General features: G+C 61.4%; 12 protein-coding genes. 6 read left to right on the top strand and 6 right to left on the bottom strand.

The genetic code is table 11. The features are described 5' to 3' along the window. Window positions 1–19: 19 nt before the first annotated feature. From LIX00_RS05355 to LIX00_RS05335, 5 genes are all read right to left on the bottom strand, one after another. On the bottom strand, window positions 20–1,048 hold the full coding sequence (locus LIX00_RS05355; protein WP_227355172.1) for a DUF7972 family membrane protein: 1,029 nt from the start codon (window positions 1,046–1,048) through the stop codon (window positions 20–22). A 1,446-nt stretch (window positions 1,049–2,494) separates the two neighbouring features. Next, complete coding sequence (locus LIX00_RS05350) at window positions 2,495–3,190, bottom strand: hypothetical protein (protein WP_227355171.1); 696 nt, start codon at window positions 3,188–3,190, stop codon at window positions 2,495–2,497. A 217-nt stretch (window positions 3,191–3,407) separates the two neighbouring features. After that, on the bottom strand, window positions 3,408–3,983 hold the full coding sequence (locus LIX00_RS05345; RefSeq protein ID WP_227355170.1) for a cupin domain-containing protein: 576 nt from the start codon (window positions 3,981–3,983) through the stop codon (window positions 3,408–3,410). A gap of 140 nt (window positions 3,984–4,123) precedes the next feature. Continuing rightward, window positions 4,124–4,465 (bottom strand): DUF7344 domain-containing protein, encoded by a 342-nt coding sequence (locus LIX00_RS05340; RefSeq protein WP_227355169.1) that lies wholly within the window; start codon window positions 4,463–4,465, stop codon window positions 4,124–4,126. Between the two features lie 60 nt (window positions 4,466–4,525). Continuing rightward, window positions 4,526–6,688 (bottom strand): bacterio-opsin activator domain-containing protein, encoded by a 2,163-nt coding sequence (locus LIX00_RS05335; protein ID WP_227355168.1) that lies wholly within the window; start codon window positions 6,686–6,688, stop codon window positions 4,526–4,528. Window positions 6,689–6,908: 220 nt separating this feature from the next. On the opposite strand from LIX00_RS05335, the gene LIX00_RS05330 reads away from it, so the two are divergent. Both LIX00_RS05330 and LIX00_RS05325 read left to right on the top strand, forming a co-directional pair. Further along, a complete protein-coding gene (locus tag LIX00_RS05330) occupies window positions 6,909–7,601 on the top strand; it encodes a glycosyltransferase (RefSeq protein WP_227355167.1) in 693 nt (230 codons plus the stop codon). Window positions 7,602–7,709: 108 nt separating this feature from the next. Beyond that, window positions 7,710–8,903: an MFS transporter gene (locus LIX00_RS05325; RefSeq protein WP_227355166.1), complete on the top strand. Its 1,194-nt coding sequence runs from the start codon at window positions 7,710–7,712 to the stop codon at window positions 8,901–8,903. 369 nt (window positions 8,904–9,272) lie between these two features. On the opposite strand, the gene LIX00_RS05320 is transcribed toward LIX00_RS05325, so the two are convergent. Next, window positions 9,273–11,204 carry an alkaline phosphatase D family protein gene (locus LIX00_RS05320; RefSeq protein WP_227355165.1) on the bottom strand — a complete coding sequence of 644 codons (1,932 nt, stop codon included), beginning with the start codon at window positions 11,202–11,204 and terminating at the stop codon, window positions 9,273–9,275. A gap of 288 nt (window positions 11,205–11,492) precedes the next feature. Between LIX00_RS05320 and LIX00_RS05315 the strand changes: the two genes are divergently transcribed. From LIX00_RS05315 to LIX00_RS05300, 4 genes are all read left to right on the top strand, one after another. Continuing rightward, window positions 11,493–11,858: a DUF7541 family protein gene (locus tag LIX00_RS05315; RefSeq protein ID WP_227355164.1), complete on the top strand. Its 366-nt coding sequence runs from the start codon at window positions 11,493–11,495 to the stop codon at window positions 11,856–11,858. A gap of 48 nt (window positions 11,859–11,906) precedes the next feature. Further along, window positions 11,907–12,134, top strand: coding sequence for a DUF6684 family protein (locus tag LIX00_RS05310; RefSeq protein WP_227355163.1), 228 nt, complete (start codon window positions 11,907–11,909; stop codon window positions 12,132–12,134). Between the two features lie 319 nt (window positions 12,135–12,453). Next, window positions 12,454–14,169: a cytochrome c oxidase subunit I gene (gene ctaD / locus LIX00_RS05305; protein WP_368410734.1), complete on the top strand. Its 1,716-nt coding sequence runs from the start codon at window positions 12,454–12,456 to the stop codon at window positions 14,167–14,169. 168 nt (window positions 14,170–14,337) lie between these two features. Further along, on the top strand, window positions 14,338–14,601 hold the full coding sequence (locus tag LIX00_RS05300) for a DUF7520 family protein (RefSeq protein WP_227355161.1): 264 nt from the start codon (window positions 14,338–14,340) through the stop codon (window positions 14,599–14,601). Window positions 14,602–14,610 lie beyond the last annotated feature (9 nt).

The following is a 14,610-nucleotide window of genomic DNA, read 5'->3' as shown; positions in this document are numbered from 1 at the left end:
TTGAAGAGAGTTGCGGAGATCACTCCCATTCGATCTCGGAAGAACGCTCAGAGCTACGGAGGATGAATGGACCAATCGCGAGTGTACGCTTTGCGATTGTCGCGAGGCGAAGGATGTAGGCTGAGAGAAAGAAAAACGGAAATGTCCCGATCGCCGCGCCAGCGCTGACGATCCAAATGAGATTATCGATACCGAAAGTTATGCCGGAAAACGATGCCGGTGCGAGGTACAGCGCAATTGTCCCGGTTACTGCAATTGCAGGAATTGACGAGTAGATGATGCCTCGGGAAAGGTCAACCAATTCCCATTGAAAATACAACGTTTTGATGTGTTCTCGAGCGGAACCAAAAAACGTGAAGATTTTGAGGAGGTCAATAAGCAAAGACAATTCTTCATCAGAAAGATCGTCGGCGTATTTATCTCTGAGGCGTCGTATCTGATAAATCTTATACGAGTAGTTGTAATCAAGGGCTGCTTTGACAACTGCATATTCACCGAAATCCCTATCCTCTAGCTCATCGGTTACGACCTCTGCGTTCTCGATGATGTCGTTGGTGACCTGATTCGTGTACTTGACGAGATCGTCGTTCGGATTCTCGGAAACGGTCTCTCGGAGCGTTTGTGCTCTCTCACGGCTATTGTCGATGAGTGCCTGGAGAAATGCCTCCGGTTCGGGTGGACTAACCGATTCGAGGATACCTTCGACGTCTCCTCGAAACCCCATCGCTCCACTCATGCGTTCCCGTTGACTTCCAAGCGGACCGAGTTCCTGCGAAAGGACGAGTTGATTGATGGTGACAACGAGTGTGAGGCCGGTAATAAGCGCCCCGACGAATGCTTGGAAGAGATACCGAGTTGGCCCCATACTCCGCATATACATCCGAAACGGAGGAACACTGTATTCACCAGCTATGAGGAACACAAGGAACAACCCGCCGGATAGTGCAACTGTTAATATTCTACGGTCGAGATTAAGCAAAATGTAGAGATATATCCGATCCCGACGGCTACCGATCCGCTCTCGCATCGTGTTACCTGATCCACTCATACGATCTGTATTCACTATTCAACCGGAAAGGTCATTCGAAGGAGATGACTCTAACTGTTTGATCACTGACAGAATTCACTAACAGAGGGTTGTCGGTGAAAGCATAACACTCGTGACGATGGACCTGTTATTTAGAACCGAGAGGAAATCACGATGTTTGGTTTTGAAGAAGATGCCGTCTCTAAGCGATGTAATTCGATGAACCGACGCCAATTCCTCGCAGCGGGAGTACTTATGGGAGAGATCTTTTGTGGGGGCTGTCTCAGTATTTCTCCGACGATTAAGGCTCCTGCTCTTTCAGAATCACGTGTGTTCAAAAGCTTAAAGCCAGCAGAATCGTGGACAACTCAACATGCGACGATAAGCATCGGTTTGACGCAGGCCGCAACGACTAACCTCGGTGTGCGAGAATTGGCAGTAATTCAATCGAGTGGGTCAGATTATTGGTCAGAGCCGGTCAAGGCTGGGCAGACAAGCGTTACCGGTTCATTCCCTGTCGGGGAGACAGCATTCCTCACTGCTACAGACTACGATGACAAGTTTGTCGAGCGTCTCGCTGTGAACGTAGATTCCAAGTCCATCATCTGATCTCAATTTTCACCAACGATGTGAAGATGAATCGGGATATTTGTAAACATATTCGAAAAGTATGCGGAACTGTCGTGACGGCTAAATCCAGCTGCCAATAGAGCGTTGTCGATTTTGTGCCGCCAGTAGCGGCAACGATCAGACTATCATCGATGTTGAGTATACATCGGATCGGCGCTTCGGGCTACGACGCATCCTACGGCAGTTTTTCACGGAACGGTACCGCGACGATGTGTTCACGACGCGAGGATTCACAGTCGTCGAGCGCGACGCACACTTCGGTCTCTGAACGCGCTTTTTGATGTATTCACGCTCCGTATCGACCAAAGGTAGGAAGCACGTTCGATGTTTCCCATAGCAGTAGGTGCGAAATCAACCTCCGTATTGCTGGAGTAAAACCCACCCCACGGAAGGATTCCAACTGACACGAAACCGACAACGAAGAACGTGCGCTGAGTTCCGAGACGGCTGGAAAGACCGAGGAGATCGGTTCGGTTGACGTAACCGAGACCGAAGAATACGCCCACGACGACTGCTGCAGCACCGAGTCGCGCACCTAACTCCTTCAGGAAATTTTCGAAGGACAGCTCACGAGCCATACCGCAGTTTCCGACCGAATATATTCCATACTGTTTATTTTCTGAGGTATTTTCTTCCGGAACCCAACGGGGAGTAGTTCACCTATACACCCCAAGTTGGTCGGCCACCACCTCCTGCCACTTCGCGTTCTCCATTCGGTAATGAGTGAATGGACTGCCGAAGTACCGTCACAAACGGCGTGGTGTAGAGAGAACGCACTCGTTATCGAGAAGGCGGTAATCGCTGCGACGTACGTACGGGAAGACACGAACTATCCGATCAGAGGGAGGGTGCGAACCCGACTATTTCCGCGAACAACAGCAGTCCGACCCCGATGCTCGCCACGCCCGCCAGGATTCGTAGCTTCCGCGCCTGCCCGATTGCTCGGCCCCAAACCCACGCGCCGACACCCATTGCAACGACGCTCGCAATCGAGAATCCAAATAGGAAGGCCGCACCACCAGCGACCGTCGGGGATGTTGCTGCGAGGGCGACAACGACACCACCGCTCCCTGCGAGTCCGTGTACGATTCCGACGGCCAACGATTCTTCATTCTCGTGCGAGTGGAGGAGTCCTATCCGTTCGTCACCTAGCGCGATATGGCGATGGGCGCTATCCGGGCGGTTCCCGCCGCTGTGTACGTGTCTTACGATCGTGATCCCGAGCGCCTCGCGCCCGGCGAGAACCCGAAGGCCGAGCGCGACGAGGATGACGACGACGAGGAGTTCGAACGCAGTCGCGATGTCGTCCGAAATCCGCAGATCCAGCGCGAGGAAGAGGGCGCCCAGAAGGAGAATCGGAAGGGAATGGCCGACCCCCCAGGCTGCGCCGGTGGACGCCGGGTGCTGTCTATCCTCGACGAGCGTGGCCACAGCGGCAACGTGGTCTGCCTCGAACGCGTGTCTGGCTCCGAAAATCCCCCCGACCAGGAATCCGGTACCGATTCCTCCGACGAGTAGTGGAGTTTCTATCATGCGTGTTCGCTCGAACGCTAGGCGAAAGTACCTTCCGAGTCACTTCCGTGCTCCGTACGCACTTTTTTACTCGGCGCGACTGTCGGTCTCCGTCGACTATCGGTGAGTTCAGCGAGGCCAGTTCTTGACATCTAGGCAGCGGGGCGGGCGGGTCGACTCAGCGACGGTTCCGTGCTCGCCCATCCGGTAGAATCCCGCTCTCTCGACCTCTCTCCCGCTATCCGTCTTCGGACGCGGAGGCAGCGTAGCGCGGATACCGAGCGCGATAGCCCGCCAGTCGTCCGACCGGCGCGACCGCCGCAGTGAGGGCGTTCTGGAGCGGAATCGGAACGCGGCCGAAGCGGAACTCGTCCCGAAATTCGTTCGCGATCACCGCCAATTGGAGCGGGTGCGGAAGCCCCATCCCGTTCGTCTTCCCGTCTCGAGCGAGGCCGTACATGGTCTCGAAGAACGTTTCGATGGCGAGCGCCGGACGAATCTCGACGACGGCGTGCATCTCGTCCGGGCCGTCGTTCCAGACGGTGTGGGGCGTCCCGGAAAGGACGGCGAAGCGAGTACCGGGGGTCGCCGTCCACTCGTCGCCGTCGATGCGAACGCCGAGTTTCCCCGCTCGAACGTCGAAGCGTTCTTCCTGTCGGGGATGAACGTGGTCGATTTTTCCCACCGCGAACCCGCCCGGGCGAAGGTAGTAGTCGAACGCGACCCCGTTCCCGGCCGAATCGCCCGCGGTCGTTCGCAGTTCGATTCGTTCCCCAGTCGCCGGATTTTCCAACGCCGTTTCTGGCCCTCCCATTCTCTGCTCCTCCGACTGTGGTAGGTTCGACGCCACCATAGATTCCGGTGGCCGCCACGTCGACCTGGTTCGGGGAGTAGCAGTTCGTCGGTGGGGAAGTTACGGGGTCACCGGCGATACGCGGCTGGCGGTTCCAATTTCTACCCGGTCGAATCCGAACCCCCCACTCGTATCCGATACCGGTCGTCCGCCGAACGGTCGATCAAGCCGTGATCGACGAGTCGCGGAAGCACGTTGTGCCGGAGGTCGAGTTCGACGTTCCGACGACCGTCGGATCGAGGCGGCTGAGAGGAGACGAGATGGTCACGGAGTTCGTCCACGGTCGCCGTTCCGGAGCGGGAGCGAAGGTAGGCGAGGACGGCGCGACATCGCTCGTTCGACCAGACGCCGCTGAGCGCGTCTATCGACCGGGACGTCGAATCGTTCGTTTTTGCGAGCGCGTCGCGAAACATCTCGGTTTCGGGATGATTCTGAAGACTCATACTGCCCGATGGTTATCAGGGCGAACACAAGAGCGGTCGGGAAAATTAATTAGCCCCGCGTCACCGATGGTCCGTTCGACCCGTGAGGAGCCCTCGCACGACCGTCCGTTCGGCCTTCCGCAGGTGCTTGTGGAACGTCGGCGGTTTGATATCGAGCGAGCTGGCCACGTTTTCGCCGGTGCTCACCCGCGGCCACTCGAAGTAGCCGGCGAAGTACGCGGCCTCGAGCGACGCCCGTTGGCGCTCGGTCAACTGCTCGAGGAGCGATGCGCGGTTGGTCTCGCTCTCGGAGTGCGGCTCGGTTTGCGACCGCTGCGCGACGACTTCGATTCCCTGGTACAACTTCTGTACGGTGGTGATGACGTGGCGAACGTCCGCGCTCTGCGGAATCTCCACGGTCATGTGATAATCGCCGTTCCTGATGCGCGCCCTCAGAACCCGCCCCCCGTGCGACGCGAGCAACGAGATGACGGGGGGCCGGGTGAGGCGGAGTTCGAAACGGGGACGGTCGTAGTCGCCGTCGAAAACGGTGACGGACTCGAAGTAGGGTAGCTGGTCGACGAGCGCGTGGAGCGTTTCGAGGGCGTCCTCGGTAACCGTTCCGTACTCGAGAAACGCGTCGTCTCCGAGCGGAACCACGCGGTCGAAGGTGATCGTCCCCTCGGTTTCGGGGAGGTCGAACTCCCGAAACACGTCTCGAAGGTAGAACTCCAGTTCGGCGCGGTCGTCGGCCATCAACGCCTCTTTGCGATCGAGCGCGCTGAGCGTGTGCCCGGTGATCTCGCCGAGTTGTTCGATTACGGTCCGCTCGTACCCGTCGAATCCGTCCGGTCGCTCGGTGGCGACGCCCAAGACTCCGTAAACGGTCTCGTCGTAGACGAGCGGCATGACGGCGACGACGTTATCCCGAAGCTCCGGAAACCGATCGAACATTCGGGACGCCGTCGTGCGCTCGTCGATAACGCGCACCTCCCGGTTCTGGATGACGTTCGGAAGTACGCCGTCACCGTCACCGTCGGCGAACGAAAACGAACGGTCGTCCCGGTCGGCGCGGAGTCCCGCTTCCGAAAGCACGTTCACCTCCTCGGCCACCCAATCGACCTGCCCGATCCACGCGGCGCCGTAGGGCTCGGCGGTTGCGAGGCGCTCGCAGATTAGACGGCGCATCTCCTCGCGCGTCGATTGCTGGACGAGCGACTGGATGATCTCCTGGACGACCCGATGGAGATGGTTGAGCGCCGATAGCTGCTCGCGCTGCCGTTTCAACCGCCGTTCGCGTCGGTTCCGTTCGGTGACGTCGCGGACGACGCCCACGCGCCCGCCGCGCTCCGCGTCGATCGGAGACGGGCCGAACTTCGCTTCGACCGGGACGGTGGTTCCGTCGGCGCGCTCGAGATCGAATTCGAGCGTGGCCGCGTCCTGCGACCCCGTCTCGACCGCCGCACTCAGTTGGGTAGCGGCGTCGTCGATGGTCTCGTTGTGGACGACCGTCGCCGGCGAGCCGAGCAGTTCCTCCCGGGAGTAGCCGGTTAGGTCGGCGTAGGCCTCGTTTACGAGCGTGAAAGCGTGATCCGAATCGAGCGCGTACACGCCGTCCCAGAGCGTCTCGACGATGGCTCGATATCGGGAGAGGTTCTGTTCTCGCCGTTTTCGGTCGGTGATGTCGCGAAGCTGCACGACGAGGGCCGCCTCGAACGGGTAGAGGGTCTGTTCGAACCAGGTGTCGAGCGCGGGGTGATAGGAGTCGAAGGTCGTCGGCGTCCGCGTCTCCATCGCCTCGCGGTACTCCGCCCGAAACGCCTCCTCCGGACGGGGAAACGCGTCCCAGACGCTCGCGTCGCCGAGTTCGTTCGCGGCGTCGCCGAACACCTCTTCGGCCCGTTCGTTCACGTACCGGAACTGCCACCTGCGATCCAAGACGAAGACCGCATCGAGCATCCGGTCGAAGAGCGCGCGGTTGGATGACGAAAGCGGCGGACGGCGGTTCTCGGACGCCGCGTCCGGGGCGAGCCACCAGACTCGGCTGTGAGCGCCGACCTTCTTGGTTCGGAGCCGTCCTCGATCGGTCAACTCCCGAAGCTTTTCGTACGCGGTGCGGCGGGCGCACCCCACCTCGGTTGCGACTTCGGATGCGGTGAGCGGCGTCGTCGGGTCTTTTCGCTCGGTGAAGACGGAAAGGACGGTTTCTACCGGAAACCGCTCGTTAGCGCCTCGATTCGCCATACCCCGTAGTCAGCGTCTCCGAACTCTTAAATCGTGCCGTCGACGGCATCGAAAACGGTGTGAGATAAAGGGCGCTCCGGTCGACCGCGGACGGAGACGCTCTCCGTCGTTCGATGGTCGTTCAGTTGCGGTGGATCGCGTCGCCGTCGGGGGAACCATCGGTTCGATGGTGTGGCTAAACTATTACTATCGACGACTGTTCGTTCGGAGTGGTCCCCAAATGAAACGCCCTTCCGTCTCTATCGTCACCGCGGCGTACGACGCCGAGAAGCACGTCGAGCGGGCGCTCCGGAGCGTCCGACGACAGACCGTCGACGCGGCTAGAATCGAGCACGTCGTCGTCGACGACGGTTCGACCGACGGAACCGCGGCTATCGTCGAGGAGTTCGACGCGTCGTACCTGCGCCTCGTGCAAAACGAGCGAAACAGCGGCGACGGAACGATAGCCTGCAACCGCGGAATCGAGGAGGCGCGGGGCGAGTATCTCGTGGTGCTCGACGCGGACGACGAGTTCCTTCCGTCGTTGGTCGAGCGGCAGTCGGATATCCTCGCGGCCGAACCGGGTATCGATTTCGTCTACAGCGATTACTACGAGCGATTTCCCGACGGCGAACGAGTCCGCGTCGATACGGGGGCGAACGTCCTGAACACCGTCAAAGTCGGGACGATGCACCGAACCGAACAGCTCCGAGAGTTCGGCCTGTACGACCCGGAGATGATATTCGCGGAGTACGATCTGTTGCTGCGGTACCTCGACGCCGGCCTCGACGGCTATCACGTCGCGGAGCCGCTGTTCGTCTATCATCGACGACGGGGCAGCGTAACGAGCGACGGCGCGAGGGTCGAGGCCGGCAGGGAAGAGTTAAGAGCGAAACACGGCCGGGAGCTTCGGATCCGCGACTACGAGTTCTGAGCGGGTTTCGAAGGAGCCGAGGAGGGAAGCTCCCGCCGAGTCGCGGGGCGACTGACGAACGTGACGGTAGTGTCTTCAAGCACACCTCCCAAGGAGGAATCGAGCACCATGTCCACCCGTCGAAATCGTATCGCGCTCTCCGGAACCATCTTCGTCATCCTGCTCGCGCAGGTGCTGCTGTACCCGGGCATCGATACGCTGGTCGTCGTCTTCGGCGGAGGGGAGGCGCTTCGGGCGAGCATGTGGTTCCTCGCCGCCGAGTTCGCAGCGTTCGTCGCGTTCGCCGGTCTCTGGGGTGCGGCGAGCGACGCGACGGGGCGGCGCGTTCCGTTCATCGTCGCCGGGGCGGTCGGCGGCTTCGTCGGGTACGGCCTGCTCGGACTGCTGCCGACGCTCGACGCGGCCACCTTCGGGACGGCGCTCGGGCTCAGAATCCTTCAAGGTGCGGCGACCATCGGCGCGTTCTCGCTTTCGATTACGATGCTGATGGACCTCGACGGCGGCCACGGGCGGAACATGGGTGCGGCCGGCATCGCCATCGGCGGCGGAACCGCGCTCGGAGCGCCGCTCGGCGGCCAACTCTACGAACTCGGCCCGCTCGTCCCCGTGTACGTCGCCGGCGGACTGTTGCTGGCCGTCGCGGTCGTCGCGGCGGTCGTCCTCGAGGACGACGGGACGAGCACCCGCCGGGAGGGGTTTTCGGCCGCCATCGTCCGGATTCGGGAGACGCCGTTGTTGCTCGTCCCGTACGCCTTCGGCTTCATCGACCGCCTGACGGCCGGGTTCTTCGCGCTCGTCGGGACGCTGTACTTTCGGCAGGTTTTCGACCTCGACCCCGGGGCGACCGGCCTCATGCTCGCGCTCTTTTTCGCGCCGTTCGCGCTCCTCCAGTACCCATTCGGCGTCGTCTCCGACCGCATCGGGCGAACGATTCCCGTCGTCGCCGGGTCGACGCTGTACGGCGTCGCGGTCGTCGGCGTCGGCGTCGCGCCGTCGGTGGGCGCGGCCGCGCTGGCGATGGTTCTCGTCGGAATCATCGGCGCGATGATGGCTCCGGCGACGATGGCCCTGGTCACCGACTTGGCCCCGAGCAGCGATCGGGGAGTCGCGATGGCCGGGTTCAACGCGTTCGGAAGCGTCGGGTTCTTGGCCGGCATCCTCGTCGGCGGCGCGGTGGCCGACCGGTTCGGCTACGTCGCCGCGTTCGCGGTCGCGGGCGGCGTCGAAATCGCCCTCGCGCTGATCGTCCTCCCGGTCGTTTTTCGAGTCGACCGGTTCGAGACGCCGAGTCCGCGGTGGTGAAAGGGCGGACGGCGGAGCTCCTCGCCTCGCACCTCGGCCTGCGAGCTGCCACGGTCGTGGTACGACCGCTTCGGCGAAACGGTGACGAGCACGCGAGCGGATTCTCTCAACGGGCGTCCGCGTCCGCATACCACGGATCGGTTCGACGGTCCTTCCGTCTCGTTTCGGAGCCGGCGGAGTCGCCGACGTTCTCCCCGCGTCGCGAACCGCCGCGCCGGGTTCCGACGAGTAGGCCAATACCTCTTTTCCCCCGAGGGAAGAGTGATGACGCCGATGTCGACGGTGTGAACGCGACGTACTTCCGCTTCGAGCGCGCGCCGTTCCGTTCACTCGCGCCCGTTAAAAATAGGTCGTGCTCCGGCGTCGACCTTATCGCGGCTGATACGACTCTTCGTCGATGATGATTCCCTCGTCGTTAGCGACGACCACGGTGTCGGGATCGCCGTTGTTTAAGACCGCTCCGTCGAACCCGGTGTAGAGGGTCGACCGAGTGTCCTCGCCGCTTCCGTTTCGGACGGTGACCGTCTCGCCCGCTCCGAGGGTGAAGTCACCGAACGTGTAGTTTTGCGCCCGACCGCCTTCGAAGCTGAGAACGAAGTCCGACATATCGATGTCGTCGTCGCCCTCGTTTTTCAGCGCGACGTACTCGTTGGTGAGATCCCCGTCCTGATCGGGGCGAATTTCGGCGATTTCCACGGGTTCTTCCTCCGGTCGTTCCGAAATCAGTTGTGCGCCGGGATTACCGGCCTCCGTTACGAACGATGCGAGGGTGTCGACCGTCGCTGTCGGTTCTTCGACGGTCGAGACGACGCGGTAGTCGGTCCGCCATTGCTCGGGCGTGAGCGTACAGCGGACGTAGCCTCGATCGACGTTGAAGAACTCCTGCCAAGGTTCCCCCGCTGACGAACCGTACTGGGTGAGCCCGGACGTGTCCCCGAACGAGGAGATCGACGTGCCGACGTACTCGGTTCCAACCGTTTCGGAGTCGGGATTCGAAAAGTCGGCTTTGAGATTGTAGGCGTAATTACGGTGAACGTCGCCGGTGATGACGACCGGGTTGAGATCGTCGTTCTCGGCCATCGCATCGAGCAGCGTCTGGCGATCGGCCCGGTATCCGTCCCACTTGTCTCCGCCGCCGAAGTCGACGTCGTCCGGATCCGCGTTTTCGTCGGTCGCCGCGACGGGAACTTGGTTCGCGAGCACGTTCCACCGGGACGTAGCGTTCTCTAACCCGTCCAGCAGCCACTGTTCCTGTTCGTCGCCGAGGATGGTTCGTTCGGGATCCTTCGCCTTCTCGGTGGAGGAAGTCTGGTCGTCGCGGTACTGGCGGGTGTCGAGGATGTTGAATTCGGCCAACTGTCCGAACCTGAACCGACGATAGAGGGGCATATCGGGCCCGTCGGGCATTCGAGAGCGGCGTATCGGCTGGTGCTCCCAGTAGGCTTGGTAGGCCGCGGCTCGTCGCTTGCGGAACTCCTCCGGTGGCGTTCCCTCATCGATTTCGTCGGCGTAGTTGTTCACGACTTCGTGGTCGTCCCACGTGATGAACCAGGGGAACGCCGCGTGGGCGTCTTGGAGGTTCGGATCGGTCTTGTACTGCGCGTGTCGGATGCGATAGTCGGCCAGAGTCTCTATCTCTCGCGGTGGTTCGTGGGCACGGCCGAACGGCCCCTCCGAGTCTCCCTCGTAGATGTAATCGCCGAGGTGGAATACCACGTCGAGGTCCTCTTCGGCAAGGTGCTGGTGGGAGGTGTAGTACCCGTGCGGATAGTTCTGACAGGATGCGAACGCGAAGTTGAGTTCGTCGACGTTCGAGTCGGGTGCCGGTGCGGTCTTCGTCCGGCCGACCGGACTTTTAGCAGCGCCGACCTGAAACTGGTAATAGTATTCGGTGTTTGGCTCGAGTCCCTCGGTTTCGACGTGTACGGAGTGGGCGTGCTCGGGGCGGGCGTACGCCGTACCGGCTTTCACGACCTGCCGCATGTTTTCGCGAGCGGCTACTTTCCACGTGACGGGCACCTTTGTATCGGGCATTCCGCCGTCGGCCTCGAGGGGTTCGGGTGCGAGGCGCGTCCAGAGTACGACCGAGTCCGGGAGGGGGTCGCCGGAAGCGACGCCGAGTTTGAACGGGTCGTCGCCGAATCGACCGGCGGTGTCGCGGTTCGCCGCGGCGAGTCCCATCGTTCCGAACGCCGTAAGCCCGACCACGCCCGTTGCCGTCTGGAGGAACTCCCGACGCTTGGAAGAGAGGGATTCGTTTTGTTGCGCGCGCGTCTCACTTCCGCTATCAATTTCCGTCATTTTACGCATTCGAGGAAATTGATAGTAGAATCATGAGCCTTTATAATATGCTTCTATCGTCGAATTTCCAATCATTGACGGAGTTTGAAATATATTTACATTATAGTGGTAAGATCGCTATGTACGTCTCGATAGACGATGATTCTACCGTCCGTTCGGTTTTATATTCGATACGGATCGCCTTGCTGCGTCGTTGATCAACGACGCAACGATCGACCTCGGAGAGCGTGACGAACCGCGGGCGTCGAAAGACGCAACGGTCAAACCGCTGAAGCCCCAAGCCAGCGCATGGACGAACAACCGGGACTCTCCGACCAGTACCGAAAATCCAGCCCGTGGCCGCTGTTCGTCGCGTTCGGTCTCGCGCTGTTCGAGGTCGGCATCGTGATGGCAGAGGTTCTCTTTCCCGTCGCGGTCGGCGGCATGCTGATGTTCGTCGGGAGCGTCGTCGGCATCCTCCGCGAGTCGGAGTACATCCGCAATCCGTGGAAGGGACTCGTCGTCTCGGCCGGGGTGGCGTTCCTGGTCGGCGGTGCCCTCTGGACGCTGACGACCGGATCCATCAGGCTGCGCGGCACGGCCATCCTCGTCGGCGGCGTCGTCCTGCTCGTCGGCGGCATCGCGGGGGCGCTCTGGCAACCGCAGGCGATCTGAGTCGAATCACAAACCTATTTGACGCCCTGTTCTCTACGTTCTCACACTATGGCAGAACGAGTCTTCGACCGGGAAACCATCCTGGACCTCACGGTCAACGTCGTCCCACTCGGAATCATGGCGTTCTTCCTCGTCCTCTTCATCGTCGTCACCCCGTGGAAGGGAAGCTTCTTCATCGACGTAATCGGCTGGGGACTGCTGGTGGTCCCCTTCGTCGCGCTCGCCCTGTTGACGTACGTCGCGGCGATCAAAATCGAGGGCCCGGGCGGCGCCTAATCCTTTTTTTGCGCCAACGACGCGCACCGAGCCGCGCTCGGAGCGATGCGCGCGGATTCGTGACTCTCCCGGTTCGGTACGGTCGTACTTACGGTTTCGCTAGAGCCGTTTCCGTCGATAGTCTCGGGAGTAATCGACTCGCCTCGCGCCCGCCTCGCTCGTCGGTACTCGCGCCGGGCACCTCGGCCGTGTCGTGCGGTATCAGCTGTCGTATGCTATCGTTTCCGCTCCCCGCCGAGCCGTAACCTAACCTTTCTTTACCCTGTAGTCCCGACGCTCTCGCATGGCAGCTACTGGGCAAATAGCGCTCACCGTCGTCATGGGGGTGTTTCTACTCGCAGTCGCCACGTTCATCGCCCGTATCGAGGACTGGCGGTCCTACACACCCCTCAGCGGAGGGGGCTACGGATACGGAGACCGAACCGGGCAGGCGCACGAGGAGAAGCCCGCCGGAATCATTCGCTGGCTGACGACCGTCGACCACAAGGACATCGGAATACTGTACGGGACGTACGGTATCCTCGCCTTCGCGTGGGGCGGTCTCGCGGTGCTCCTCATGCGCGCCGAACTCGCCGCACCGGGGATCAACATCTTCAACGCGAACTTCTACAACTCGCTGCTCACCACGCACGGCATCACCATGCTGTTCCTGTTCGGGACGCCCATCATCGCGGCGTTCTCGAACTACTTCATCCCGCTGCTCATCGGAGCGGACGACATGGCGTTCCCGCGCATCAACGCCATCGCCTTCTGGCTCCTCCCGCCGGGAGCGCTGCTCATCTGGGCGGGCTTTTTCATCCCTGGCGTCGCCCCGTCCCAGACGAGTTGGACGATGTACACGCCGCTATCGGCCTGCGGACAGGGGGCTAGCTGTCAGGCGATGGCGAGCCCCGGCGTCGACCTGATGCTCCTCGGCCTCCACCTGACCGGCGTGTCGGCGACGATGGGTGCCATCAACTTCATCGCCACCATCTTCGCCGAGCGAGGCGAGAACGTGGGTTGGCCGAACCTCGACATCTTCTCGTGGACCATCCTCACGCAGTCGGGACTCATCTTGTTCTCGTTCCCGCTGCTGGGCAGCGCGCTCATCATGCTCCTGTTGGACCGCAACTTCGGCACCACGTTCTTCTCTCCCGAAGGCGGCGGGCCGATTCTGTGGCAGCACCTCTTCTGGTTCTTCGGCCACCCCGAGGTGTACATCCTCGTCCTCCCGCCGATGGGCCTCGTCAGCCTCATCCTGCCTCGGTTCGCGGGGCGGAAGCTGTTCGGGTTCAAGTTCGTCGTTTATTCGACGCTCGCCATCGGCGTCCTCTCGTTCGGCGTCTGGGCCCACCACATGTTCGCCACCGGCATCGACCCGCGCCTGCGGGTGAGCTTCATGGCGGTGTCGATGGCCATCGCCATCCCGAGCGCGGTGAAAGTGTTCAACTGGATCACCACGATGTGGAACGGCCGGCTCCGCCTCACCGCGCCGATGCTGTTCTGTCTCGGCTTCGTGCAGAACTTCATCATCGGCGGCGTCACCGGCGTCTTCCTGGCGTCGATTCCCGTCGACCTCGTGCTCCACGACACCTACTACGTCGTCGGCCACTTCCACTACATCGTGATGGGTGCCATCGCCGTCGCCGGCTTCGCGGGCATCTACTACTGGTTCCCCATCTACACCGGCAAGATGTACCAGAAGAAGCTCGCGCACATGCACTTCTGGCTGACCATGGTCGGTTCGAACCTGACGTTCTTCGCCATGCTGTTCCTCGGCTACGGCGGCATGCCCCGGCGGTACGCGACCTACCTCCCGCAGTTCGCCACGTGGCACCAAGTCGCCACCCTCGGCGCGTTCGTCATGGGTATCGGTCAGCTCATCTTCGTCTGGAACATCGTCCAGTCGTGGCTCGAAGGACCCCCAGTCAAGAGCGCCGACCCGTGGCACCTCGAAGACGACGGCTTGCGCTCGAACGAGTGGACGTGGTTCGAGAAGAAGCGCGAGACCGCGCTCGCGGACGGCGGTAGCGAGCAGCTCGAACCGGAAGAGTAAGCGAATCGAACGCGTTTTTCGTCACGTCGTCGCGAGGATGATTCCCATCGCGAACATGAGCACGGCGATGCCACCGAGGACGACCAACAGCAGTTCTTTTTCGGACATACGCCACCTAGGTGCGAGCGGATGAAAAGGCTAATCCTTGCCCCGTCGTAAGATTCGTCCGTGCCATCTCGATTCCAGGGTCGTACCCTCGTTCTCGGGTTGTACGTCTTTTTGGTTTCGTTCGCTGGGGTCGTCGGCGTCCTGCTCGGAACGTTCGGCCCGGACGACCTCCGACCCGTCTCCCTGCTCGGTCTCGTCGAGCTACAGCCGACGCCGGTCGGGTTGGCCATCTTCGGGATGGTGACCATCGGCCTGTTCCTCGGCGTCCTGCTCTCTCTGGTCGTGCTCGTCGCAGAGCGCTACGACGACCACCCCAAGGGCTAAGCCGAATCC

This window comes from Haladaptatus salinisoli, from assembly GCF_020614375.1.
GTDB lineage: Archaea > Halobacteriota > Halobacteria > Halobacteriales > Haladaptataceae > Haladaptatus > Haladaptatus salinisoli.
Note: the sequence above shows the minus strand (reverse complement) of the source record. Positions and strands in the feature narration are given on the sequence as shown.

Coding starts and splice junctions, on each gene's coding strand:
- LIX00_RS05355 (WP_227355172.1), bottom strand. CDS start 1,048: ATGAGTGGATCAGGTAACACGATGCGAGAGCGGATCGGTAGCCGTCGG.
- LIX00_RS05350 (WP_227355171.1), bottom strand. CDS start 3,190: ATGATAGAAACTCCACTACTCGTCGGAGGAATCGGTACCGGATTCCTG.
- LIX00_RS05345 (WP_227355170.1), bottom strand. CDS start 3,983: ATGGGAGGGCCAGAAACGGCGTTGGAAAATCCGGCGACTGGGGAACGA.
- LIX00_RS05340 (WP_227355169.1), bottom strand. CDS start 4,465: ATGAGTCTTCAGAATCATCCCGAAACCGAGATGTTTCGCGACGCGCTC.
- LIX00_RS05335 (WP_227355168.1), bottom strand. CDS start 6,688: ATGGCGAATCGAGGCGCTAACGAGCGGTTTCCGGTAGAAACCGTCCTT.
- LIX00_RS05330 (WP_227355167.1), top strand. CDS start 6,909: ATGAAACGCCCTTCCGTCTCTATCGTCACCGCGGCGTACGACGCCGAG.
- LIX00_RS05325 (WP_227355166.1), top strand. CDS start 7,710: ATGTCCACCCGTCGAAATCGTATCGCGCTCTCCGGAACCATCTTCGTC.
- LIX00_RS05320 (WP_227355165.1), bottom strand. CDS start 11,204: ATGACGGAAATTGATAGCGGAAGTGAGACGCGCGCGCAACAAAACGAA.
- LIX00_RS05315 (WP_227355164.1), top strand. CDS start 11,493: ATGGACGAACAACCGGGACTCTCCGACCAGTACCGAAAATCCAGCCCG.
- LIX00_RS05310 (WP_227355163.1), top strand. CDS start 11,907: ATGGCAGAACGAGTCTTCGACCGGGAAACCATCCTGGACCTCACGGTC.
- ctaD (WP_368410734.1), top strand. CDS start 12,454: ATGGGGGTGTTTCTACTCGCAGTCGCCACGTTCATCGCCCGTATCGAG.